At 68.5% G+C, this 24,977-nt stretch carries 20 protein-coding genes; 14 read left to right on the forward strand and 6 right to left on the reverse strand.

Translation table 11 applies throughout. From position 1 onward, the window contains the following. The first annotated feature begins 16 nt into the window (after positions 1-16). From ACTPOE_RS00825 to ACTPOE_RS00860, 8 genes are read left to right on the forward strand one after another with little or no spacing between them, the layout of a single operon-like run. Positions 17-733, forward strand: coding sequence for an SDR family oxidoreductase (locus ACTPOE_RS00825; protein ID WP_376816919.1), 717 nt, complete (start codon positions 17-19; stop codon positions 731-733). Further along, positions 733-2,088: a DNA repair protein RadA gene (radA, locus tag ACTPOE_RS00830; RefSeq protein ID WP_458870295.1), complete on the forward strand. Its 1,356-nt coding sequence runs from the start codon at positions 733-735 to the stop codon at positions 2,086-2,088. Before ACTPOE_RS00825 ends, radA begins: the two co-directional genes overlap by 1 nt. A gap of 10 nt (positions 2,089-2,098) precedes the next feature. Continuing rightward, complete coding sequence (locus ACTPOE_RS00835; RefSeq protein ID WP_458870297.1) at positions 2,099-2,881, forward strand: sulfite exporter TauE/SafE family protein; 783 nt, start codon at positions 2,099-2,101, stop codon at positions 2,879-2,881. Beyond that, positions 2,878-3,570, forward strand: a complete 693-nt coding sequence (locus ACTPOE_RS00840) for a 3-deoxy-D-manno-octulosonic acid kinase (protein WP_458870299.1) — start codon at positions 2,878-2,880, stop codon at positions 3,568-3,570. The genes ACTPOE_RS00835 and ACTPOE_RS00840 overlap by 4 nt, the downstream gene beginning before the upstream one ends. Before the next feature lie 11 nt (positions 3,571-3,581). Next, complete coding sequence (locus tag ACTPOE_RS00845; protein WP_458870301.1) at positions 3,582-4,679, forward strand: polyamine ABC transporter substrate-binding protein; 1,098 nt, start codon at positions 3,582-3,584, stop codon at positions 4,677-4,679. 5 nt (positions 4,680-4,684) lie between these two features. Further along, a complete protein-coding gene (locus ACTPOE_RS00850; protein WP_458872715.1) occupies positions 4,685-5,809 on the forward strand; it encodes an ABC transporter ATP-binding protein in 1,125 nt (374 codons plus the stop codon). A 48-nt stretch (positions 5,810-5,857) separates the two neighbouring features. Continuing rightward, positions 5,858-6,763 carry an ABC transporter permease subunit gene (locus ACTPOE_RS00855; RefSeq protein ID WP_458870303.1) on the forward strand — a complete coding sequence of 302 codons (906 nt, stop codon included), beginning with the start codon at positions 5,858-5,860 and terminating at the stop codon, positions 6,761-6,763. Continuing rightward, positions 6,760-7,566 carry an ABC transporter permease subunit gene (locus tag ACTPOE_RS00860; RefSeq protein WP_458870305.1) on the forward strand — a complete coding sequence of 269 codons (807 nt, stop codon included), beginning with the start codon at positions 6,760-6,762 and terminating at the stop codon, positions 7,564-7,566. Before ACTPOE_RS00855 ends, ACTPOE_RS00860 begins: the two co-directional genes overlap by 4 nt. Here ACTPOE_RS00860 and ACTPOE_RS00865 read toward each other — a convergent pair whose 3' ends face one another. Further along, positions 7,567-9,042, reverse strand: coding sequence for an inorganic phosphate transporter (locus ACTPOE_RS00865; protein ID WP_458870307.1), 1,476 nt, complete (start codon positions 9,040-9,042; stop codon positions 7,567-7,569). 125 nt (positions 9,043-9,167) lie between these two features. Further along, a complete protein-coding gene (locus tag ACTPOE_RS00870; RefSeq protein WP_458870309.1) occupies positions 9,168-9,977 on the reverse strand; it encodes an EcsC family protein in 810 nt (269 codons plus the stop codon). A 158-nt stretch (positions 9,978-10,135) separates the two neighbouring features. On the opposite strand from ACTPOE_RS00870, the gene rpiA reads away from it, so the two are divergent. Together rpiA and phoU are read left to right on the forward strand one after the other, a co-directional pair. Beyond that, complete coding sequence (rpiA, locus tag ACTPOE_RS00875; RefSeq protein WP_458870311.1) at positions 10,136-10,816, forward strand: ribose-5-phosphate isomerase RpiA; 681 nt, start codon at positions 10,136-10,138, stop codon at positions 10,814-10,816. Between the two features lie 170 nt (positions 10,817-10,986). Beyond that, complete coding sequence (gene phoU / locus ACTPOE_RS00880) at positions 10,987-11,733, forward strand: phosphate signaling complex protein PhoU (protein WP_458870313.1); 747 nt, start codon at positions 10,987-10,989, stop codon at positions 11,731-11,733. A 12-nt stretch (positions 11,734-11,745) separates the two neighbouring features. Here phoU and ACTPOE_RS00885 read toward each other — a convergent pair whose 3' ends face one another. The 4 genes from ACTPOE_RS00885 to argA form a co-directional block, all read right to left on the reverse strand. Further along, positions 11,746-12,018, reverse strand: coding sequence for an oxidative damage protection protein (locus ACTPOE_RS00885; RefSeq protein ID WP_458870315.1), 273 nt, complete (start codon positions 12,016-12,018; stop codon positions 11,746-11,748). A gap of 166 nt (positions 12,019-12,184) precedes the next feature. Continuing rightward, complete coding sequence (gene rfbD, locus ACTPOE_RS00890; protein WP_458870317.1) at positions 12,185-13,108, reverse strand: dTDP-4-dehydrorhamnose reductase; 924 nt, start codon at positions 13,106-13,108, stop codon at positions 12,185-12,187. Continuing rightward, the gene (rfbB, locus tag ACTPOE_RS00895; RefSeq protein ID WP_458870319.1) at positions 13,105-14,202 is read right to left on the reverse strand and encodes a dTDP-glucose 4,6-dehydratase; all 1,098 of its coding nucleotides are present in this window, start codon (positions 14,200-14,202) and stop codon (positions 13,105-13,107) included. Before rfbB ends, rfbD begins: the two co-directional genes overlap by 4 nt. Then, positions 14,199-15,554, reverse strand: coding sequence for an amino-acid N-acetyltransferase (argA, locus tag ACTPOE_RS00900; RefSeq protein WP_458870321.1), 1,356 nt, complete (start codon positions 15,552-15,554; stop codon positions 14,199-14,201). Before argA ends, rfbB begins: the two co-directional genes overlap by 4 nt. Before the next feature lie 140 nt (positions 15,555-15,694). Between argA and hrpA the strand changes: the two genes are divergently transcribed. The 4 genes from hrpA to ACTPOE_RS00920 are packed head-to-tail and all read left to right on the forward strand — an operon-like array spanning position 15,695 to position 24,976. Beyond that, positions 15,695-19,534: an ATP-dependent RNA helicase HrpA gene (gene hrpA, locus ACTPOE_RS00905; protein WP_458872716.1), complete on the forward strand. Its 3,840-nt coding sequence runs from the start codon at positions 15,695-15,697 to the stop codon at positions 19,532-19,534. 29 nt (positions 19,535-19,563) lie between these two features. Beyond that, the gene (gene dnaE / locus ACTPOE_RS00910) at positions 19,564-23,043 is read left to right on the forward strand and encodes a DNA polymerase III subunit alpha (protein ID WP_458870323.1); all 3,480 of its coding nucleotides are present in this window, start codon (positions 19,564-19,566) and stop codon (positions 23,041-23,043) included. Beyond that, entirely contained in the window at positions 23,040-24,137 is a 1,098-nt protein-coding gene (locus ACTPOE_RS00915) for a glycosyltransferase family 4 protein (RefSeq protein ID WP_458870325.1), read from the forward strand. The genes dnaE and ACTPOE_RS00915 overlap by 4 nt, the downstream gene beginning before the upstream one ends. Beyond that, positions 24,134-24,976 (forward strand): polysaccharide deacetylase family protein, encoded by an 843-nt coding sequence (locus ACTPOE_RS00920; protein ID WP_458870327.1) that lies wholly within the window; start codon positions 24,134-24,136, stop codon positions 24,974-24,976. Before ACTPOE_RS00915 ends, ACTPOE_RS00920 begins: the two co-directional genes overlap by 4 nt. The last annotated feature ends 1 nt before the right edge of the window (position 24,977 follow it).

Genomic DNA, 24,977 nt, shown 5'->3' on the forward strand with positions numbered 1-24,977 from the left:
TGCGGAGGAATTCTCCATGAAGAACAGTTGTGTGCTCGTCACCGGTGCGACCAAGGGCATCGGCTGGGCCGTCAGCCAGCGCCTGGCCGACCAGGGCTGCCACGTCGTCGGCCTGGCCCGGCACGTGGCCGACATCGATTTCCCGGGCTACCTGTACGCCTGCGACCTGGCCAATGCCGGCGAGACCGAGGAACTGCTGCGCGTCATTCGCGAAAAATACCCGGTCGACGCCGTCGTGAACTGCGTCGGGCCCGCGATGCCAGAACCCCTGGGCGAAGTCGATCTGGCTTCGCTCTATCAGGCCTTCGACTTGAACGTGCGCGTGGCCGTCCAGGCGGTGCAGGCCTTCGTGCCGGGCATGAAAGCCCGAAAATCCGGGCGCATCGTCAATCTGTGCGGCCGAGTGGTGCATGGCCAGACCGGGCACACCAGCTATGCGGCGGCCAAGAGCGCGCTGCTGGGCTGTACCCGCACCTGGGCCCTGGAACTGGCCCCCTACGGCGTCACGGTCAACGCGGTCTCGCCCGGTCCGGTGGAAACCGGCCTGTTCCGCGCCGAATGCCCGGTCGGCAGCGATGCCGAAAAAGCCGTGCTGGCGACGATTCCCATGGGGCGCCTGGCCCAGGCCGACGAGGTCGCGGCCGCCGTGGTGTTCCTGCTGGGCGACGGGGCGGCTTTCATCACCGGCCAGGAAATCGGCGTCGACGGCGGCGGCAGCCTGGCGGGTCGCTGATGGCCAAGGCCCGGACGCTGTTCCTCTGCTCGGACTGCGGCGGCACCTCCGCCAAATGGGAGGGCCGCTGCCCGCATTGCGGCGCCTGGAACACGCTCCAGGAAACCCGGGAATCCCCGGCGGCTTCCGGGCACCGCTACGCGCCGCTGGCGGCCTCCACCCCGGTGCGCCGCCTGTCGGACATCGAGGCGCGCGAGCAGGCCCGCAACCCGACCGGTATCGAGGAATTCGACCGCGTCCTGGGCGGCGGCCTGGTGGCCGGCGCGGTGGTGCTGATCGGCGGCGATCCGGGAATCGGCAAATCGACCCTGCTGTTGCAGGCGCTGGCCAGCCTGTCCGAACGCGGTCCGGTGCTCTACGTCACGGGCGAGGAGTCCGCCGAGCAGGTCGCCCTGCGCGCCCAGCGCCTGGGCGTGTCGGGCGACGGCGTGGACCTGCTGGCCGAGATCCGCCTGGAACAGATCACCCAGGCCCTGGTCGAGCGCCAGCCCGGCGTGGCCGTCGTCGACTCGATCCAGACCCTGTATTCCGGCGAGCTGACCGCCGCGCCCGGCTCGGTGTCCCAGGTGCGCGAATGCGCTGCCCAGTTGACCCGCATCGCCAAACAGACCGGCGTCACGCTGATCCTGATCGGCCACGTCACCAAGGACGGCGCGCTGGCCGGCCCGCGCGTGCTGGAGCACATCGTCGACACCGTCCTGTATTTCGAGGGCGACACCCATTCCTCGTTCCGCCTGGTGCGGGCCATCAAGAATCGCTTCGGCGCCGTCAACGAACTGGGCGTGTTCGCCATGACCGACCGGGGCCTGCGCGGGGTGAGCAATCCGTCCGCTCTGTTCCTGGCGGGGCATTCCCGGGATGTCGCCGGCTCCTGCGTCATGGCCACCCAGGAGGGCACCCGGCCGCTGCTGGTCGAGGTCCAGGCCCTGGTGGATACGGCCCACGTGCCCAATCCGCGCCGCCTGTCCGTAGGCCTGGAAAGCAGCCGCCTGGCCATGCTGCTGGCCGTGCTGCACCGCCACGCGGGGGTCGCCACCTACGACCAGGACGTCTTCGTCAACGCCGTCGGCGGCGTGCGCATCATGGAGCCGGCCGCCGACCTGGCCGTGGCCCTGGCGATCCTGTCGTCCATGCGCGATCGTCCCCTGCCGGCCGGCCTGCTGGCCTTCGGCGAGATCGGCCTGGCCGGCGAGATCCGCCCGGCCCCGCGCGGCCAGGAACGCTTGCGCGAAGCCGCCAAGCTGGGCTTCGAGCAGGCCGTCGTGCCGCGCGCCAATCTGCCGCGCCAGCCCATCGAGGGCCTGCGCATCCAGGCCGTCGACCGCGTCGAGGATGTGCTCGGCGTGCTGTCCTGAGAGGCCCGCGATGGACGGGCTCTGGCTGATCCCCGCCTGCCTCGCGGCGGGCGGCCTGATCGGATTCTCCGGCGGCGTGCTGGGTATCGGCGGCGGCCTGTTCGCGATTCCCTTGCTGGGGCTGGTCCTGGGCTACGAGCAGCAGGCCGCCCAGGGAACGGCGCTGATCATGGTGCTGCCGGCCATCCTGCTCACGCTGCGCAAATACCACCAGCACGCGCCCATCGACTGGCGCTCGGCGGCGGCCGGCGCCGTCAGTTCCATCGTCTGCACCTGGATCGGCGCCCGGATCGCGCTGGGGCTGGACCCCTGGCTGCTGCGCCGCATCTACGCCGGCTTCGTGTTCCTGATCGCGGTGTTCTATTTCCGCGAGAGCCTGGGGCGCCGGGCCCGGCCCAGGCCGGCCGCGTTCTACCGCGAGGTCGGCCAGGTGCGCAAGCTCTGGTATTTCTGCGTCGGCGTCTGCGCCGGACTGGCCGGCGGCATCTTCGGCGTGGGCGGCGCGGTGCTGGCGGTGCCGTTCCTGACCTCGTTCTTCCACCTGCGCCAGACTTCGGCCCAGGCGGTGGCGCTGGCGATGATCGTGCCGGGTACCTGCGTGGCCCTGGCGACCTACGCCTGGCACGGCCAGGCGCACGGCCTGGTGGGCATTCCCCTGGCCGCCGGCAGTCTGCTGTGCGTGCCCTACGGAGTGCGCCTGGCCTATGCGCTGCCCGAGGCGCGCCTGAAACTGATCTTCGCCTGCATGCTGCTGGTCATCATGGGATTGCTGCTGATGCGGGGGGCGACATGAACGCGATGCCGCCGGGCTGGGTCGCGCACCGTTTTCCGGGCGGAGCCTTCTGCGTGCCCGCGCGTCTTGACGGCCGGGCGGATGCGGGCTGGTTCGACGCGCGACGGTCCGACGCCACGCCGGTGAGCGAGGGCGGCCGTCAGGCCGCCTGGTTCGTCGGCGGTGGCCACGGACCCGCCGTCCTGCGTCATTACCGGCGCGGCGGCCTGCGCGCCCGGCTGGGCCGCGAATCCTATCTGTGGCTGGGGGAGTCCCGGGTGCGGGCCTATGCCGAGGCCCGGGTGCTGGATCACTTGCGCCGGGCCGGGCTGCGCGTGCCCGAGCCGTTGGGCGCGGCTTACTGGCGGGCCGGGGCATGGTATCGCAACGCCATCCTGATCGCACGGATCGAGGGCGCGCAGGCCCTGGCGGGCCGCCTGGACCGGGCCGATCCCGCCGCCGTCGCGCGGGCCATCGCCGCGATGCACGCGGCCGGCGTCTGGCACGCGGACCTGAACGCCTACAACATCCTGTTCGACGCCGAGGACCGGGTCTGGCTGATCGATTTCGACCGCGCGCGTCTGGGTGTGGTGTCCCCGGGACAGGCGGAAAAAAACCGGTTGCGCCTGCGCCGGTCTTTGGTTAAGGTAGCCGGCGCGCGCGGAGCGCAGTGGTGGGATGCGTTATCCCGTTGTTTTCCTCCATGCTAGGGGCCCATGCCATGAAAATCGGCACCGTACACACCCTGTTGGCCGCCGCCGCGCTGATCGCCGCGGTTCCGGCGTCCGCCCAGGATCGCGTCGTCAACGTCTACAACTGGGCCGAATACACCGCGCCCGACACCCTGTCCGGTTTCGAGAAGACCACCGGCATCAAGATCCGCTACGATGTCTATGACACCAACGACACGCTCCAGGCCAAGCTGCTGACGGGCAAGTCGGGCTACGACGTGGTCGTGCCCTCCACGCACTACGCCGCCCGCCAGATCCAGGGCGGCCTGTTCCAGAAGCTGGACCGCTCCAGGATCCCCAACTGGCAGTACCTGGACCCGGACCTGATGGCCCTGGTCGCCACCGTCGATCCCGGCAACCAGTACCTGGTCCCCTGGGGTTACGGCACCAACGGCCTGGGCTATAACGTGACCAAGGTGCGCGAGCTCATGGGCCAGGACGCGCCCCTGAATTCCTGGGACATGCTGTTCAAGCCGGAAAACGCCGCCAAGCTGCAGTCCTGCGGCATCTCCATCCTGGACGAGGCCGCGCAGGTCTTCCCGGCCGTGCTGCACTACCTGGGCAAGGATCCCAACAGCAGCGATCCCAAGGACTACGAGGCCGCGCTGGCCCTTCTGAAGACCATCCGGCCCTACGTGCGCCAGTTCAGCTCCTCGGGCTACATCGACGAACTGGCCTCGGGCGGCCTGTGCATGGTCTACGGTTTCTCGGGCGATGTGATGATCGCCTCGTCGCGCGCGAAGGAAGCCAAGAAATCCTACGCCATCGACTACTACATTCCCGATGGCGGAGCGCCGGTCTGGTTCGACACCATGGCCATTCCCAAGAGCGCGGAGCACGTGGACGAGGCGCACGCCTTCATCAACTACATCGAGACGCCCCAGGTGCACGCGGCGATCACCAACACCATGTACTACCCCAATGCCAACAAAGAGGCGCGCAAGTACGTGGTCGAGGAGGTCGCGAGCAACCCCATGATCTACCCCTCGCCCGAGGTCTCCCGCACGCTGTTCGTCATCAAGCCGCAGCCCCTGAACATCCTGCGCCTGCAGACGCAGATGTGGGCGCAGCTCAAGACCGGGCGCTGACGGCGATGCAGGATCCGCGCGGCATGCCTCGTCAGGGCGAGGCCGACGACTTCGTCCGCATGGAGGACGTCGTCAAGATCTTCGGCGACACGGTGGCCGTGAAATCCGTCTCTCTGTCGGTGCGGCGGCACGAGATTTTCGCCCTGCTGGGCAGTTCGGGCTGCGGCAAGTCCACCCTGCTGCGCATGCTGGCGGGTTTCGAGGAGCCCACCTCCGGGCGCATCATCCTGGACGACGAGGACATCACCGCCCTGCCGCCGCACCGGCGGCCGGTCAACATGATGTTCCAGTCCTATGCGCTGTTTCCGCATATGTCGGTCGAGGCCAACGTGGCCTTCGGCCTGAAGCAGGAAGGCGTGCCGCGCCACGAGATCCACGAACGCGTGTTCGAGGCCCTGGACCTGGTGCAGATGGCCGGTTACGCGCGCCGCCGCCCGCACCAGCTCTCCGGCGGCCAGCAGCAGCGCGTGGCCCTGGCGCGCAGCCTGGTCAAGCGGCCCAAGCTGCTGCTGCTCGACGAGCCCATGTCGGCGCTGGACAAGCAGATCCGCCAGGCCACTCAGATCGAACTGGTGAAGATCCTGGGCCAGGTCGGCGTCACCTGCATCATGGTCACGCACGACCAGGAGGAGGCCATGACCATGGCCAGCCGCCTGGCCGTCATGACCGAGGGCCAGATCGTCCAGTGCGGCACGCCGCACGACGTCTATACTTTTCCCAGTTCCCGCTTCGTCGCCGGCTTCATCGGGTCCACCAACCTGTTCACCGGCACCATCGTGGTGGACGAGCCCGACCATGTGCTGATCGAGACCGACGCGCTGTCGCGCCCGCTGTACGTCAGCCACGGCATCAGCGAGCCCCTGGGCATGGAGGTCCACGTCTCCATCCGGCCCGAGCAGATCCGCGTCGGACGCCAGGTTCCCGAGACCGAGTCCAACTGGGGCCACGGCATGGTGTCGCACGTCGCCTGGATGGGCAGCTATGCCCGCTACCAGATCCGCCTGGATGCCGGCCAGACCATCGAGGCCAGCGTGCCCAGCCTGGACTGGAGCCAGTCCGACGCGCCCGGCGTGGACGAGGAAATCTACGTCACCTGGTCCCACGATGCCGGGACCGTGCTGGCGTCCTGACGGCCGCGGATCCTCCGCCCCCACCGATCCCAGCATCCGGAGCCGCCGATGCATCTGAAACTTCCCGGCCATCGCCCCAGCGCCCGACAGTTCGCCATCGGCGTGCCCTACGCCTGGCTGGCGCTGTTCCTGCTGGTGCCGTTCCTGCTGGTGCTGAAGATCAGCTTTTCGGACCTGCAGTTCGGCATTCCGCCCTACATGCCGATCGCCACCCTGCAGGACGAGACCCTGTCGCTGGCCCTGCATCTGCGCGGCTACGTGCTGCTGTTCACTGACAGCCTGTATGCGGCGGTCTACCTGAATTCGGTCAAGATGGCCCTGGTCACCACCGTCTGCTGCGCGCTGATCGGCTACCCCATGGCCTATCACATCGCCCGCGCGCGTCCGGAGATCCGTAACTTGCTGCTGCTGGGCGTGATCCTGCCGTTCTGGACCTCGCTGCTGTTGCGCGTGTACGCCTGGGTCGGCATCCTGCGCAACGACGGACTGCTGAATCACCTGTTGACGGGCCTGGGGCTGATCGACGCGCCGCTGGAGATCTACCGCACCGACCTGGCCGTCTACATCGGCCTGGTCTACGCCTACCTGCCGTTCTTCATTCTGCCGCTGTACGCCAATCTGGTGAAGCTGGACCAGCGCTTGCTGGAGGCCGCCTACGATCTGGGCGCGCGGCCCTGGAACGCCTTCCTGAGGATCACGCTGCCCCTGTCCATGCCGGGCGTGGTGGCCGGCGCCATGCTGGTGTTCATCCCCTCGGTGGGGGAATACGTCATCCCTGAAATGCTGGGCGGGGCCAACACCCTGATGATGGGTCGCGTGATGTGGAACGAATTCTTCAACAACGCCGACTGGCCGATGGCGGCGGCCGTGACCTGCGTGATGGTCCTGCTGCTGCTCGTGCCCCTGTCCATCTTCCAGTACAACCAGGCGCGCCAGTTGGGGGGGCGGACATGATGCGCGGCGGCTGGTTCCGCTTCCTGACGCTGGTGGTGGGCTACGGTTTCCTGTACGTGCCCATCGCCTGCCTGATGGTGGTCTCTTTTAACGATTCCACCCTGATGACCTCCTGGTCGGGCTTCTCGCTGCGCTGGTACGCGGAACTGTTCCAGGATCAGGCGCTGCTGTCCGCGGCGAAGCTGTCGTTCGTCATTGCCACCCTGACCGCCACCGCGGCGGTGGCCATCGGCACCTGGGCCGGCTACGTGCTGGCGCGCATGGGGCGGTTCTGGGGCTTCGGCCTGTACATCGGCATGCTGAGCGCTCCGCTGGTCATGCCCGAGGTCGTGCTGGGCATTTCGCTGCTGCTGATGTTCGTGGAAATGTCCAAGGTGTTCGGCTGGCCCGACGGCAATGGCATGTTCACCATCTGGGTGGGCCACGTGACCTTGTGCACGGCCTACGTCGCCGTCATCATCCAGTCGCGCGTGCGCGACCTGGACCGCTCGCTGGAAGAGGCCGCCCTGGACCTGGGCGCTTCGCCGCTGCGGGTGTTCTTCCTGATCACGCTGCCCCTGATCGCCCCGGCCCTGCTGGCCGCGTGGCTGCTGTCCTTCACCCTGTCGCTGGACGACGTGGTGGTGGCGTCCTTCCTGTCCGGCCCGGGCTACACCACGCTGCCGCTGGAGGTCTTTTCCCGCGTGCGCCTGGGCCTTAAGCCCGAGATCAACGCCCTGGCGACCCTGTTCATGGTGGCGGTGGGCGTGGTCGTGGTGGCGGTCAACCGCATGCAGATCCGGGCGGCGAAGCGGGCGGGGTAGTCAAATCCCCAGCCCCCACACCGCCAGGCTGAACAACCCCGCCGACAGCAGCATGCTGGCAGGGAAGGTCAGCACCCAGGCCAGCAGGATGATGCGCACGGTGCCGTTGTGCAGGCCGCTGCAGTTGGCGACCATGGTGCCGGCCACGCCGGAGGACAGCACCTGGGTGGTCGAGACCGGCAGGCTGAACAGGTTGGCCACACCGATGGCGCCGACAGCGGTGATCTGGGCCGCCATGCCCTGGGCGTAGGTCATGCCCTGCTTGCCGATCTTTTCGCCCACGGTCAGCACCACGCGGCGCCAGCCCAGCATGGTGCCGGCGCCCAGGGCCAGCGCGACGGCGACGATCACCCAGAGCGGCGCGTATTCCGTCGGGGCGGTCAGGTCGGCGCGCAGGCGCTGCAGGTCGGTTTTCTCGCTGATGGACAGCGTGTCCAGGCTGGTCACTTTGCGGGCGGTGTCGTCCAGGCAGAGCAGATAGCGGCGCACGCGCACGCGCGTGTCGGGCGGCAGGTCGCCGTAGGTGCGCACGCCGTCCAGGGTGCGGCGCACCGCCTGGATGGTGCTCAGCGTGTCCTGTGGATCGCAGCGGGACGTCTGGGGCAGGCCAGCGCGCAGCGGGCGTTTGAGCGCCAGGTAATCGCTCAGCGTATCCGCATTGCGCTGGTAGAAGTCGCCCAGGTGGGCGGCGGCATCGACGGTGCGCTGGACCTGATAGGGCGTGCTGGCCGGGTCCAGCACGAACTTGGCCGGGACGATGCCGATGAGCACCAGCATGATCAGGCCGATGCCTTTCTGGCCGTCGTTGGAACCGTGCACGAAGCTTACGCACATCGCCGACAGCACCAGCACCAGCCGGTTCCAGAAGGGCGGGTGCTTCTTGTTGTCGATGGCGCGGCGCTGCTCGGGCGTCTTGTGCATTTTCGAACCGGCGAACAGCCTCTTCAGGCTCAGCAGCAGCAGAGCCGCGACGATGAAGCCGGCCACGGGCGAGATGATCAGCGACAGGCCGATGTCGATGGCTTTGCCCCAGTTGACGCCGGCACCCGCGGGCAGGCCGGTCAGCAGGGCATTGGCCAGGCCCACCCCCAGGATCGCGCCGATCAGCGTATGCGAACTGGAGGCGGGGATGCCGAAATACCAGGTGCCGAGGTTCCAGACGATCGCGGCGGCCAGCATGGAGAACGCCATGGCCAGGCTGCGTCCGCTGTCCAGGTCGAGCAGCAGCTCCACGGGCAGCAGATGGACGATGGCATAGGCCACCCCCACGCCGCCGAGCAGCACGCCCAGGAAGTTGCAGATGCCTGAAAAGAGTACCGCCAGGTGCGGCGGCATGGCCTTGGTGTAGATGACCGTGGCGACGGCATTGGCGGTGTCGTGGAAGCCGTTGATGAATTCGAAGACCAGGACGAGGGCCAGCGCCAGGACCAGGCTGAGCCCGACCGAAAGGGGCAAGCCGGAGAATAGGTCGAGCATGATGAGGGTGCGTTCGGGAGACCCGGCATTATTGCAAATTTGCGAAGGACCGTTTGAATACCCCTACTGCGGGGGCATTCCAGCCGCGCCTGACTCTGTCGGACGGGCGGTTTCCTGTGCGGAAATCAGCCTTCGCGCCGCTTGTCCAGTGCTTCGTACATCGTCCGTACCCCATCTTCTCCATAACGCCGATCCAGGCGGCGGATGATGAAATGCCCCCGGGCCATGTCCTGGAAATGGTTGATGAACAGCGTATTGATGAGCGCGCCGCCGGCCGCGCCGATGGCGGGGACCGCCTGGGCGGCGGCCTTTTCGGTGATCTGGATGCCGAAGCGTTCCGCCACCATCGTGATCAGGCGCATCAGGGCGGGCGGAGCGGCCTTTTCGACGGCGATGCTGCCGGCGGCGTATTCGGCGGCCTGGCTGATGGCGCGCGCCAATGCCGCGCGGACGATGTAATAGCCGCTTTCCGCGCCGTCGTCGGATGCGCTCCTGCCGCTCAGAGCGAAGACTTCCAGGCAGGCGAGCCGGGTGCCGGGGTCGGCCAGCGATTCGCCCTCGCTGCGGGCGATGTCGGCGATCGAACGCATCATGATCGTGGTGGAGACCGGCAGTTCCACCGCTAGGCCGGCCAGGCCGAAGAATCCGCCCACGCCGCCTGTAGCGGCCGCGCCGATCTTGTGCCACCAGTCCGAGCTGCGGCCTCCGGGCTTGTCGTCCATCGTGAACAGGGCGGCGTCGGCGGCCTTGCTCAGGGCCAATCGGGTGGCCTGGCCGATCTGGGCGCTCCAGCCTTCGGGCAGCCGGTCCAGGAATTTCTCGATGGGTGTGCCGATCAGGTTGGTCATGCGCGCGGCCAGGCCTGGATTTTCCAGCAGGGCACGGGCCTGGCGCAGGGCGTCGAGGTCGGCGGGGGCGAAGTGCGTATCGTCCATGGAAGAAACGGCGGAGTTGGCGTGAATGGCACCATTATGGCGCCTGCGCGCGGCGGCGTGTGTCCCATGCGCCCCGTGCGGCCGCGCGGGGCGCTCCGGCATTCCGGGCCGTGGCGACATTACAATACAGGCCTCCCAGACCCCGACCGGACATTCCCATGCTCATCCAGGACGAGCTCAAGCAACGGGCGGCCTTGGCCGCCCTCGATCACGTGCTGCCCCAGCTGCAGCCCGACAGTGTCCTGGGGGTAGGGACGGGATCGACCGTGGATCGTTTCATCGACCTGCTGGCGCCTCATCGCGGGGCCTTCCGCGCGGCGGTATCCAGTTCCGAGCGCAGCACGCGCCGCCTGGAGGCGGCCGGCATACAGGTACTGGATTTGAACGAGGTGGCCTCGCTGGCGCTGTATGTGGACGGCGCCGACGAGATCGACCGCCAGTTGAACATGATCAAGGGCGGAGGCGGAGCGCTGACGCGCGAGAAGATCGTGGCCTCCGTGGCGGACCGCTTCGTCTGCATCGTCGACGAATCCAAGCTGGTCGAGCGCCTGGGCGCTTTCCCGCTGCCGATCGAGGTCATTCCCCTGGCGCGCGAGGCCGTCGCCCGCCAGGTCCGCCAGTTGGGCGGACAGCCGCGCCTGCGCGAAGGCTTCATCACGGACAACGGCAACCAGATCCTGGACGTCTCCGGCCTGCGCTACGGCGATCCCGCCGAATTCGAGGCGTTGCTGAACAACATCCCGGGCGTGGTTTGCTGCGGCCTGTTCGCGATCTCCGGCGCCCAGGTGGCGCTGGTGGCGGGGCAGGCGGGCGTGTCGCGGCTCGAACTGCGCGACTGAGGTCGCGCGGTGCGGCGTCGCATCCCGGGGCATCGGCCGTCGGGCCGTCCCGCCGTCATGCTTCTGTCACATGGCACTGCTATGCTGGGGCATTCTTTCCAAGCGGCAGGCGTGATGGTACGCTTTGCGATCGTTGAACGCGCCTGGCGGCAGGCAGACAGAGGTCCCGGATGCTGGAACACACCAACAAGCAATTTCACAGCGAACTCGAAACGACGAGGTCCATGTTCCTGCAGATGGGCGGGCTGGTCGAGTCCATGGTGCTGGACGGCATCCAGGCCCTGTCCCGGGGCGAACTGCAGCTGGTGGACCGGGTCCGCGAGCACGAGCGGCAGGTCAATCAGTTCGAGATCGACATCGACGAGCGCATCAGCCAGCTGATCGCCCGCAACCAGCCCACGGCGGGCGACCTGCGCCTGCTGCTGTCGGTGTCCAAGATGCTGACCGACATGGAACGCTGCGGCGACGAGGCCGAGAAGATCGCCAAGGTCGCCCGCCGCCTGCACGAATCCAATACATCCTACGAGCCGGTGGTGGAACTGCGTCACATGGCCGACGCGGTGGCCAGCATGATCCGGGCGGCGCTGGACGCCTTCGCCCGGGAAGACCCCATCGCGGCCGCCCAGGTCGTGCGCAACGACAAGGACGTGGACAAGGAATGGAAGGCCTCTCTGCGCCACATCATCACCTACATGATCGAGGATCCACGCACGATCTCGCACTCCATCGATCTGATCTTCATCGCCCGCGCGCTGGAGCGCATCGGCGATCATGCGAAGAACATGGCCGAGCGCGTGATCTACATGGTGCGCGGCGACGACGTGCGCCACACGGGCGTCACCAATACCGAACGCCTGGCGCGCGGCGAGCCGCTGGAGCCGCGCGGAAACGCGCCCCAGGACGCGCCGCGCGACTGACGGGATGGATGCTCAGGCCGAGGGCGGCACATAGCCCTGGGCCTCGACGTCCTGGTCGTCGAACAGGAATGCCTGCATCCGTTCGGCCAGGAATTTGCGCGCCTCGGGGTCGGCCAGGCTCAGGTGGTTCTCGTTGACCAGCCGCGTCTGGATGTCCAGCCACTTGGCCCAGGCGTCCCTGGAAATCTCGCGCCAGATGCGCGCGCCCAGTTCGCCCGGGTACGGAGGGTAGTCCAGGCCCTGGGCCTCGCGTTTGAGTTTTCGGCATTGGATCATGCGTGCCATGTCGGGGCCTCTTCGATATTCGATCAGGGAAGCCGGCATTGTAGTTGAGTCCAGGCACGGAACAGTCCCGGTGGGCTGTTCCGTGCCTGGCGAATCCAAGCGGGCCGCAAGCCGCGCCGGTGTCCGTACGCAAGCCGCGGGTGCAGCGTGGGGGCTTTCTCCGCGGTCAGATCCCCTGACCGCGCCAGGCATCCAGGACCCGGTCCAGGCCGATGCGCCAGTCGCGCTCCAGCGGTCCGAGCAGGGTCTCCAGCCGGGCGCAGTCCAGACGGGTGTTGGCCGGCCGGGGCTCGGGCGAGGGCCAGTCGGCCGACGCGATCGCGTCCACGCTGGGCGGGCGGGCGATCAGGCCCCGGGCGTGGGCGCGGCCGAGGATCTCCAGCGCGAAGCCGTGCCAGCTGATCCAGGGCCGACCGCCGAAGTGGTACACGCCGCCCGGCGTGCCGTCGGCGGGCCGCAAGGCCAGGGTGTGCAGGACGCCGGCCAGATGACCGGCCCAGGTGGGGCCGCCGATCTGGTCGTCGATCACGCGCAGGGCGTTGCGTTGCGCGCCCAGGCGCACCATGGTGCGCACGAAATTACCGCCCCAGGCGCTGAAGACCCAGCCGGTGCGCACGACGAGGGCGCGCGGATCGGCGTCCAGCACAGCCTGTTCGCCCGCCAGCTTGCCGCGTCCGTAGGTGTTCAGGGGGGCGGCCGGGTCGCTTTCCCGGTAGGGGCGGTCCAGCCGTCCGTCGAAGACGTAGTCGGTGGACACGTGCAGCAGCCGGATGCCGCGCGCCGCGCAGGCGCGCGCCAGCAGGCCGGGCGCGTCCGCGTTGATCGCGCGGGACAGTGCCGGCTCGGCGGCCGCGCGGTCCACGGCCGTGTAGGCGGCGGCGTTGATCAGGCAGTCGGCGGGGTGTGCGTCCAGCCGGGCGTCGATCGCCTCGGCCCGCGTGATATCCAGTTGCGGCCGGCTCAGGAATGCATACCGGGCTTCGCCGGGGCGCTGTTCCGCCAGCGCGCGCAGCGAGCGCCCCAGCTGGCCGTCGGCGCCGGTGACGAGGATGCGCATCGGCGCATCGGCGCGGCGGCCCGGTGCGTTCACGCGGCTGGTCCCTGGGCGGGTCCGGACACCGCGCCGCCCAGACCCAGCCGCTGACGCTGGTAGCTGCCGTCCTGCACGCGGCGGCACCAGTCGCGGTGCTCCAGATACCACCGCACGGTCTTGCGCAGGCCGGTGGCGAAGGTTTCCCGCGGTGTCCAGCCCAGTTCGCGGGCGATCTTGCCGGCGTCGATGGCATAGCGCAGGTCGTGCCCAGGGCGGTCGGCCACGTGGGTGATCAGGTCCGCGTAGCGCGCCACGCCGGGCGGGTGCTCGGGAGCCAGTTCTTCCAGCAGATCGCAGATGTTGCGCACCACGTCGATGTTGCGCTGCTCGTTGTGGCCGCCGATGTTGTAGGTCTCTCCGGGCATGCCGGATTCGACCACGCGCAGCAGGGCGCGCGCGTGGTCCTCGACGTAGAGCCAGTCGCGGACCTGCAGGCCCTGGCCGTAGACGGGCAGGGGCTTGCCTTCCAGGGCGTTCAGGATGATCAGCGGGATCAGCTTTTCCGGAAAGTGGCAGGGACCGTAGTTGTTGGAGCAGTTCGTCACCAGCACCGGCAGACCGTAGGTGCGGTGCCAGGCTCGCGCCAGGTGGTCCGATCCCGCCTTGCTGGCGGAATAAGGGGAACTGGGCGCGTAGGGTGTGGTTTCCGTGAACAGGCTCCCGGTGCCGGCCAGGTCGCCGTAGACTTCGTCGGTGGAAATGTGGTGGAAGCGGAAGGCGGCGCGCGCGGCGGCGTCCAGCCCGTTCCAGTGGGTGCGGGCGGCTTCCAGCAGCGCGTAGGTGCCAACCAGGTTGGTCCGCACGAAGGCGGCGGGGCCGTCGATGGAGCGGTCCACGTGGGATTCCGCCGCCAGGTGCATTACGGCGTCCGGCCGGTGGCGCGCGAACGTGTCCGCCAGACCCGGCGCGTCGCAGATGTCGAGGCGCTCGAAGACGTAGCGCGGGTCGTTCGCGACGGACTCCAGGGATTCCAGGTTGCCGGCGTAGGTCAGCTTGTCGATGTTGACGACCGAATGGCCGGTATGGCCGATGAGATGCCGGATCAGGGCCGAGCCGATGAAGCCGGCGCCGCCGGTGACGAGGATCTTCATAGCCGTTTGATGAAGACCAGGCTGTTGCGCGAATGGTTGTAGTGGGCGCGCTTTTCGTGGGGCAGGTCGGAGACGCCGCCCTGGACGAAGCCGCGCTTCAGGAACCAGTGCGAGGTGCGTGTGGTCAGCACGAACAGGCGCCGTGCGCCCTGGGCGCGGGCGCTGGTTTCGGCGTGGCGCAGCAGTTTTTCGCCGTCGCCCGTGCCCTGCCATTCGGGGTGCACGATGAGACAGGCCATTTCGGCCATGCCGTCGTCCAGGTAGGGGATCAGGGCCACGCAGCCGTAGATCACGCCGTCGTGTTCCAGTACCGTGAATTTCTCCACGTCGCGCTCGATCACGGCACGGCCGCGCGGCACCAGGGTGCCGTCGGCCTCCAGAGGTTCGATCAGCTGGACGATGGCGCCCACGTCGTCGGCCATGGCCGGGCGCAGGTCTTCCAGGGTGTCCTCGACCACCATGGTGCCCACCCCGTCGTGGGTGAAGATTTCCAGCAGGATGCTGCCGTCCATGGTGTAGGGCACCAGATGCGCGCGCGCCACCCCGCGCTTGACCGCCAGGGACGCGTGGCGCAGGAAGGCGGACGTATCCTCGTCCAGGATGCCCTGGGCGAGCAGGTCGTCCGCGTCCTTGCGGGCCAGTTCGGTGTCCACCGAGCCGTCGGTCTCGGTGACGGTGCGGTTCTGTGTCAGGAAGATCAGCTTTTCCGCGCGCAGCGCCACGGCGGCGTTGGTGGCCAGGTCTTCCATGGCCAGATTGAAGGCCTCGCCGGTGGGGGAAAAGCCCAGTGGCGAGAGCAGCACGATGGCGCCCTGGCTGATGACGTTGCGCATCGCCTCGATGTCGAGCTTGCGCACCGTGCCGGCGCGCCGGTAGTCCACGCCGTCGATCACGCCCACCGGCCGCGCGGTGACGAAGTTGCCGGAGATCACGCGGATCTTGGCGTGCGACATGGGGGTGTTGGGCAGCCCCTGGCTGAAGGCGGCCTCGATGTCCAGGCGGATTTCTCCGGCGGCCTCCTTGGCGCATTCCAGGGCCTCGGGGCTGGTGGGCTCCGTGCCCCGGCCGAACTGGGTGGTGTGGCCCTTCAGGCGCAGCTGTTCGTTGACCTGAGGGCGCGAGCCATGCACCAGGACCAGCTTGATCCCCAGGGCGGACAGCAGCGACAGGTCGGCCACCAGGTCTTCCAGCCCGCCGTCCTCGATCAGCTCGCCGCCGAAGGCCACCACGAAAGTCTTGCCGCGGAAATCGTGCACGTAGGGCGCGACCTCGCGGAACCATCGCACGAACTGCGCGGGGGCGAATTCGGGGGCGTCCTGGGCGGAATAGGTATCGGTTTCGGCGGAACTCATGGCGGGCGGCGGATTCGGAGGCGGGTATCGAGGAGGTGAGGCGTCGGATTCTGGCGATAGCGAAATTATAATGAGCGATTGCCCTTTTCCCGACTGCATTCTGTGGCATGGGGCTTCATTCCTCCGTGAAATCCGACGTTTTGCCAGAAAATCCATCGCAACCGGCCCACCGGGCTCCCGTCCGTCCCACGCAGCCGCGCCCGCCCGCCGGCGCCGGCGACCGTTCCCTGCCGCTCATCCAGTATCCGGAAGACCTGCCCGTCAGCGCCTGCCGTCGGGACATCGCGCGCGCCATCGCCGACCATCCGGTGGTCATCGTCTGTGGCGAGACCGGTTCGGGCAAGACCACCCAGCTGCCCAAGATCTGCCTGGAGCTGGGGCGCGGCCGCGCCGGCATGATCGGCCACACACAGCCGCGCCGTCTGGCCGCCACGTCGGTGGCCCAGCGCGTGGCCGAGGAATTGCGCACGGAGATCGGCGACTGGGTGGGCTACCAGATCCGCTTTTCCGAGCGCGCCGGCCCGGCGACGGCCATCAAGCTGATGACCGACGGTATCCTGCTGGCCGAGACCCAGCGCGATCCCCTGCTGCGACGCTACGACACCCTGATCATCGACGAAGCGCACGAGCGCAGCCTGAACATCGATTTCCTGCTGGGTTTCCTGAAGCGCCTGCTGGCGCGCCGCCGGGACCTGAAGCTGATCATTACCTCGGCCACTATCGATGCCGACCGTTTCGCCCGGCATTTCGGCACGGAAGACCGGCCGGCGCCGGTGATCCAGGTCTCGGGCCGCCTGTTTCCGGTGGAATTGCGCTATCGCCCCGTGCGGCGGGAAGGGGACGAGGATCCGGCCGGCCGCAGGCCGGGGCAGGGCGACGAAGAACGCGACCTGGTCGACGCGGTGGTGGACGGTGTGGACGAATGCGCCCGCCATGGAACCGGCGATGTGCTGGTCTTCCTGCCCGGAGAGCGCGAAATCCGCGAATGCGCCGAGGCCCTGCGCAAGTGCCATCCCGTCGGCGCCCTGGTGCTGCCGCTGTACGCCCGGCTGTCGCGCGCGGAGCAGGAGCAGATCTTCCATCCGCGCGGCAACGCCCGGCGCATTGTGCTGGCCACCAACGTGGCCGAGACTTCGCTCACGGTGCCGGGCATCCGCTATGTCGTGGACAGCGGCCTGGCGCGCATCAAGCGCTATTCCTGGCGCAGCAAGGTCGAGCAGCTGCGCATCGAGCCCGTCAGCCAGGCCTCGGCCAACCAGCGCGCCGGCCGCTGCGGCCGCCTGGGGCCGGGCGTGTGCGTGCGCCTGTACGCCGAGGAGGACTTCAAGCAGCGCCCGGCCTTCACGGATCCGGAAATCCTGCGCTCGTCCCTGGCGTCCGTCATCCTGCGGATGAAGTCGCTGCGGCTGGACGACATCGAGGCCTTCCCCTTCGTCGAGCCGCCCACGGGCCGGGCCATCGCCGACGGCTATCAGCTCCTGCAGGAACTGGGTGCGCTGGACGAGCGCAACCGCCTGACCCCGGTGGGACGCGCCCTGGCGAAATTGCCCGTCGATCCGCGCATCGCGCGCATGGTCTTCGCCGCGCACGAGCAGCAGTGCCTGGCGGAAATCCTCGTCATCGCGGCGGCGCTGTCCGTCCAGGACCCGCGCGACCGTCCCATGCAGGCGCGCGAGGCCGCCGACAACGCCCATGCCCAGTTCAACGACAAGCAGTCGGAATTCCTCGCCTGGCTGAAGCTCTGGCAGTGGTATGGCGAGCAGGTCGCGCACAAGGCCTCGCAGCGCAAGCTGGTGGACCAGATCCGCGCCAAATTCCTGTCGCCCATCCGCTTGCGCGAATGGCACGACACGCACACGCAATTGCTGACCCTGGCGCGGGAACAGGGCTGGCGGCTGAACCAGACCCCGGCCACGCGCGAGCAGATCCACATGGCGCTGCTGGCCGGCCTGCTGGGCAATATCGGCATGAAGTCGGAGGACGGCGGGCTGTATCAGGGCGCGCACGACATCCGCTTCGCCATCCACCCGGGCTCGCCCCTGCAGAAAAAAGCCGGCCGCTGGGTGCTGGCGGCCGAACTGGTCGAGACCACCCGCCTGTACGCCCGCTGTGTGGCGCAGATCGAGCCGACCTGGGTCGAGCGGGCCGGGGCGCACCTGCTCAAGCGCGCCTGGTCCGATCCGCGCTGGGAAAATAAAGCCGGCCAGGTCGTGGCCAACGAGCGCGGCACCGTGCACGGCCTGCCGGTGTATTCCGGGCGCCGCGTGCACTACGGCCGCATCGACCCCAAGGCCGCGCGGGAAATCTTCATCCGCGACGCCCTGGTGCCCGGCGACATCGACGGCAAGCTGCCCTTCATCGCCCACAACCGGCGGCTGATCGCGTCCATCGAGCGGCTGGAACACCAGAGCCGCCGCCCGGACATCCTGGTGGACGATGCGCTGATCCACGCCTTCTATGACGGCCAGATCCCCCCCGACGTGTGCCAGACGGCTACGCTGGAGGCCTGGTACAAGAGCCTGGATCCGGAGGCGGCCGCGCGGCTGAATTTGAGCCGCGACGAACTCATGCGCCACGACGCCGCCGGCGTCACCACCGAGGTCTTTCCGCGCCGCCTGGCCTGGGCCGGGACCGAGCTGGCGGTGGACTACCATTTCGAGCCCGGTTCGCCGCGCGACGGCATGACACTGACCGTGCCGCTGTTCGCGCTCAACCAGATCGACGCCGCGCGCTGCGAATGGCTGGTGCCGGGCATGCTCAAGGAAAAGGCCCACCTGCTGCTGAAATCCCTGCCGCAGAAACTGCGCCGCCATTGCGTGCCGCTGCCCGATTACGCGGCCGGTTTCCACGAACGCTGGTTCGAGCGCGCCGCCGATCCCGGCATGGGCCTGCTGGACGCCCTGGCGCAGGACATCTGGGAACAATGCCGGGTGCGCGTCCAGGCCACCGACTTCAAGCTGGAGACCCTGCCGCCGCATCTGTTCATGAACTTCAAGGTGGTGGACGAACACGGCCGCATGCTGTCCGGCGGCCGCAGCCTGGACCAGTTGCGCGCCGAGCACGGCCGCCAGGCCCAGGCCTCCTTTCAGCAGCTGGCTTCCCGCGATCAGCAGGCCGCCAAGGTCCTGGACCACGAGGGCCTGACGGCCTGGACCTTCGGCGAGCTGCCGGAACTGCTGGAGATCCAGCGCGGCGGCCGGTCCCTGATCGGCTACCCGGCGTTGCGCGACCGGGGTGAATCCTGCGACCTGGACGTTTTCGACGATCCGCAGGAGGCCCGGCGCGTGCATGCGGTCGGCTTGCGCCGGCTGTTCCGCCTGGCCTTGCGGGAACAGGTCCGCTATCTGGAAAAGAACCTGCCGGACCTGACCCGCATGGGCATGCTGTACATGGACCTGGGCACCCAGCAGGAACTGCGCGACCAGTTGATCGACGCGGCGCTGGACCAGGCCTGCCTGATGGAACCCTGGCCCGCCGGTGCGGCGGCCTTCGAACAGCGCTGCGGCGAAGGCCGCGCGCGCCTGGGCCTGCTGGCCCAGGAACGGGCCCGTCTGGCTGGCGTCATTCTGGCCGAGCGCGCCGCCCTGGTCAAAAAACTGCCCCAGGCCCGCCCCTGGCCCCAGGCGCAGCAGGACATCCGCCAGCAGCTCGACGCCCTGGTGGGTCCGGCCTTCGTGCGCGACACGCCGCCGGAGCAGCTCGGGCATCTGCCGCGCTACCTGAAGGCCGCGCAGATGCGCATCGACAAGCTGCGCGCCGACCCCGCGCGCGACGCCGCCGCGATGGCCGACATCGCCCGGCTGGCCGCGCCCTGGCAGCGGGCGCGGGCGGCACTCAAGGGCGCGCCCGACGCCGGCCTGGACGCCTTCCGCTGGCAGCTGGAGGAACTGCGCGTGGCGCTCTACGCCCAGACCCTGCGCACGCCCTTCCCGGTTTCGGTCAAGCGCCTGGAGAAGGCCTGGGCCGCCATGCCGCGATAGCGGCCCGGACACTCGATACAATCCCCCCTATGACCACGTCCTCCGACACCCCTCTGTTCGTCCATCTGCGCAGCCACTCCGAGTTTTCCGTGGTGGACGGGATCGCGCGCATCCCCGACCTGATCGACCGGGCGCGGGAATTCGGCCAGCCGGCCATGGCGATCAGCGACCTGGCCAACCTGTTCGGCTGGATCAAGTTCTACAAGGCGGCCCGCAAGGCCGGCATCAAGCCCATCGCCGGCTGCGACGTCTGGCTCCACAATCCGGACGACGAGGACAAGCCCTACCGCGTCCTGCTTCTGGCCTCTTGCCATGCCGCCTACCTGGACCTGTGCGAACTGCTGGCCCGCGCCTGGACGGAAAACAGCCAGCGGGGCCGGGCGGAAATGCGCCGCGAATGGCTGTCGGGCAGGAACGGTCTGATCGTCCTGTCGGGCGCGCGCGCGGGCGACGTGGGCCAGACCCTGGAAGCCGGCCGCGAGGACGAGGCCCGCCGCCTTGCGCGCCAATGGGCCGCCGATTTCCCGGATGCGTATTTCGTCGAATTGCAGCGCGCCGGTTTCGACGGCGATGAAGCCTACGTCCAGTCGGCGCTGCGTCTGGCGGTGGACTGCGGCCTGCCGGTGGTGGCCACGCACCCGATCCAGTTCATCGCGCCGTCCGACTTCCGTGCCCACGAGGCCCGCGTCTGCATCGCCGAAGGCGAATTGCTGGGCAATCCGCGCCGTGTCCGGCGCTTCACCGCCGAACAGTACATGCCCGACAGCGCCGACATGGCGCGCCGCTTCGCGGATGTGCCCTCGGCCCTGGCGAACGCGGTGCAGATCGCCCGTCGCTGCAACCTGACCCTGACCCTGGGCGAGCCGCAGCTGCCGCTGTTCCCGACGCCTGACGGCGTGTCGCTGGACGACTACCTGGCGCAGCTGGCCAACGAGGGTCTGGTCCGCCGCATGGTCCAGTTGTACCCGGACGCCGACGAGCGCGCCCGGCGCATGCCCGCCTATCAGGAACGCCTGGACCTGGAATGCCGGACCATCGTCGGCATGGGCTTTCCCGGCTACTTCCTGATCGTGCAGGACTTCATCAACTGGGGCAAGAGCCACGGCGTGCCGGTGGGGCCGGGCCGGGGCTCGGGCGCGGGCTCGCTGGTGGCCTTCAGCCTGGGGATTACCGATCTGGACCCTCTGCGCTACGACTTGCTGTTCGAGCGCTTCCTGAACCCCGAGCGCGTGTCCATGCCCGACTTCGACGTGGACTTCTGCCAGGACAACCGCGAGCGGGTGATCGAGTACGTCAAGGAAAAGTACGGCCGCGACGCCGTCAGCCAGATCGCCACCTTCGGTACCCTGGGCGCCAAGGCCGTGGTGCGCGACGTGGGCCGCGTGCTGGAGATGCCCTACAGCGTCTGCGACCGGCTCTCGAAGATGATCCCCTTCAATCCGGCCGATCCCTGGTCGCTGGACCGCACGCTGGAACACGAGCCCGCCTTCCGCGAGCTGTACGACACCGACGAGGAAATCCGCGCCCTCATCGACCTGGCCCGGCCCCTGGAGGGCCTGACGCGCAACATCGGCATGCATGCCGGCGGGGTGCTGATCGCGCCGGGCAAGCTGACCGACTTCTGCCCCCTGTACTGCCAGCCGGGCAGCGAGTCCAGCGTCGTTTCCCAGTTCGACAAGGACGACGTCGAGGCCGCCGGCCTGGTCAAGTTCGACTTCCTGGGCCTGCGCAACCTGACCATTCTGGACTGGGCCGTGCGCTACGTGCGCGAGTTCAATCCGGACAAGCGCGACTTCGACCTGATGGCCCTGCCGCTGGACGACCAGGCCACCTACGACCTGCTGTCGGCGGCCAACACCACGGCGGTGTTCCAGCTCGAATCGCGCGGCATGAAGGAACTGCTGAAAAGCATGCGGCCCAACACCTTCGAAGACGTGGTCGCCCTGCTGGCGCTGTTCCGTCCGGGGCCGCTGGAGTCCGGCATGGTGGTCGACTTCGTCAATCGCAAGCACGGCCGCGCCGAGGTCGATTATTTCCACCCCGACCTGGAGCCGGTGCTGAAGAGCACCTACGGCGTCATCGTCTACCAGGAACAGGTGATGCTGATCTCGCAGATCATCGGTGGCTATTCCCTGGGCGGCGCCGACCTGCTGCGCCGCGCCATGGGCAAGAAAAAAGCCGAGGAAATGGCCAAGCACCGCGCGATCTTCCAGGAAGGCGCGCTCAAGAAGGGCTACGACCCGGACCTCGCCACCCATCTGTTCGACCTGATGGAGAAGTTCGCGGGCTATGGCTTCAACAAGAGCCACTCGGCCGCTTACGCCCTGATCTCCTACCAGACCGCCTGGCTCAAGGTCTACCATCCGGCGGAATTCCTGGCCGCGACCATGCTGTCCGACATGGACGACACGGACAAGATCCAGATCTTCTGGCGCGACGCCCTGGAAAACAAGGTGGCTGTCCTGCCGCCCGACGTCAACGCATCCGGCTACCGTTTCGCGCCGGTGGCCGACGAGCACACCGCGCAGGGCCGGCCGCCGCGCACCATCCGCTATGGCCTGGGCGGGGTCAAGGGCACCGGCCAGGCCGCCGTCGAGGCCATCATCGCCGCCCGCGAGGCCGGCGGCCCGTTCACGGGGCTGTTCGACTTCTGCGCCCGGGTGGACCGCCACGCCGTCAACCGGCGCACCATCGAGGCCCTGATCCGCGCCGGGGCCTTCGACGCCCTGGAATCCAACCGCGCGGCCCTGCTGGAGGCCCTGGGCAGCGCCATCGAGGCCGCCGAGCAGGCCGAGCGCAACGTCAACCAGGTCTCGCTGTTCGACGACGACACGGACGAACTGGTGGCCGACGAAGTCGCGCGCGTCGCGCCCTGGGACCTGGAAACCCACCTGACGGAAGAAAAGACTGCCCTGGGCTTCTATTTCAGCGGTCACCTGTTCGACGCCTGGCGCGACGAGATCCGCCGCGTCGCGCCCACGCTGCTGGCGCGGCTGGCGCCCTCGCGCGGCCAGCAATGGCTGGCCGGCGTGCTGGCGGAAGTGCGCGTGCGCATGACCCGGCGCGGCAAGATGCTGTATGCCCTGCTGGACGACGGCAGCGCCCAGATCGAGGTCGCGATCTTCAACGAACTGTATGAGCAGCACCGCCAGAGCCTGAAGGAAGACCGCCCCCTGGTGATCCAGGGGCGCGTCAGCCACGACGACTATTCCGGCGGCCTGCGCGTGTCGGCCGACGAACTGTACGACCTGCAGCGCGTGCGCGAAAGCCGCGCCCGCAGCCTGCGCCTGTCCGTGTCCGATGACCTGGATCCCGGCCGCCTGGAAGGCCTGCTGGCACCCTGGCGTTCGGCCGAGCCGGGCGTGCCGGTGGAACTGCGCCTGCGCGGCGCGCGCTTCTCCTGCCTGCTGCGCCTGGGCGAGGACTGGCGCGTGCGCATGGACGAGACCCTGATCGCGGATGCGCGGCAGTGGCTGTCCCGCGACAATGTGGAGATCAACTACGGATGAGGCCGCTGCGTATCCTGCATTCCGAGGCGGCGACCGGCTTTGGCGGCCAGGAAAACCGCATCTTCAAGGAAATGCGCGCCATGCGCGACCATGGGCACCACATGGAGGCGGTCTGCCAGCCGCACGCCCAGCTGGCGCGGCGCCTGGCCGACGACGGCTTCGCGGTGCATACGATGCTGATGGACGGTCCACGCAACTACGCCTGCGGCGTGGTCCGGCTGCGCCGCATCCTGAAAGCGGGCCGCTTCGACGTGCTGAACACGCACAGCCGCCGCGACACGATGCTGGCGGGGGTGGCGGCGCGCCTGGCGGGCACGCCGCTGATCGTGCGCACGCGGCATCTGGCGGTCCGGCCCGGCTCGCTGCTGTCCTATACGGGCGTGCCGCATCGCGTGACGACGGTCAGCGAGCATGTGCGGCGCCTGCTGCTGGAGCGCGGCGCTGCGCCGGAGCGCGTGGCCACGGTCTACTCCCCCATTCCACTGCCGGATCCGGTCGAGCATTCCACCCTGCGCGCCGAGCTGGGCCTGACCGATGACGCCGTCGTGGTCGGCTGCGTGTCCGTGATGCGCGAAAAAAAAGGCCATCGCGCCCTGATCGATGCCATGGCCGGCCTGCTGAGGCGCCCGGACGTCTTCCTGGTGCTGGTGGGCGACGGTTCTCCCACACTGGAAAACCTGCGGGCCTACGTGCGCACGCTCGGATTGGACGACAAGATCCTGTTCACCGGGCGCCGGTCCGACATTCCCAATGTGCTGGCCGGTTTCGACCTGTTCGCCCTGGCGACCGAACAGGAAGCCTCCGGCACGGTCTTCGTCGAAGCCGCCGCCGCCGGCCTGCCGGTGATCGGCACGGATGTGGGCGGGGTGTCGGAGATGTTGCGGGATGGCGAGACAGGCCTGCTCGTGCCACTGCATGACGGAGCGGCGCTGTCCGCGGCGCTGACGGCGCTGATCGACGACCCCGATCGCCGCCGCGCCATGGGTCTGGCCGGGAAGCGGGCGGTGCGTGAAGGCGAGCGCTTCACCCTGGAAGGCCTGGTGCGCCGCACTGAGCAATGCTACGGACAATGGCTGGAGGAACGCACCCCATGAGCCGGAATCATACTGTCCCCGTGCTGATGTATCACCACGTCACGCCTGCCGGGGGAGCCATCAACGTCACGCCCGAGCATTTCCGCGATCAGTTGGCCTGGCTGCGGGATCATGGCTATCGCGGGCTGACGTGTGACGAATTCGCCGCGCACCTGGCGGGCGAACCCGCGCCCGGGCGTTCCGTTCTGATCACATTCGACGACGGCTACCTGGACAACTACGTCCATGCCTGGCCGTTGTTGCGCGAATACGGCTTCCATGCCGCGATCTTCCTGGTCACGTCCTGGATCGGCGACGGACCCGCGCGGGCCAGCGCGGACGAGGGCGGGGCGGCACTGCCCGAAACGCCCGATCATGCCGAATGCATGCGCCGCGTCGCGGCGGGGGATGCGGCCGGCATCGCCCTGCGCTGGTCCGAGATCGAGCGGATGCGTGCCGACGGCGTGATCGAATTCCACAGCCATACCCATACGCATACCCGCTGGGACAAGCAGGTGGGCGACAAGGACGCCCGCATGGCCGACGAGCTGGCGCAATCGCGCGCCTGCCTGGCGCGGCATCTGGGCGAGGTTTCCGACCACCTGTGCTGGCCGCAGGGATATTTCGATCCGGACTATGTCCGCATCGCTCAGACGGCCGGCTTCCGGCACCTGTACACGACGCGGGCTTTCGGCCGCAACCGGCCGGGCTCGGATCCGGCCTCGATCTTCCGCTTCGCCGTGCGCGACACCTCCGGCGCCTCGGTCGGCCGGCGCATCCGCGTGGCGGCCCATCCGCTGCTCGGACCGGCCTTCAACGCCTGGAAACGGTGGAAGCGCGGTCAGCGCTACGCGGGGTGAC

The organism is Castellaniella sp. WN, from assembly GCF_054457555.1.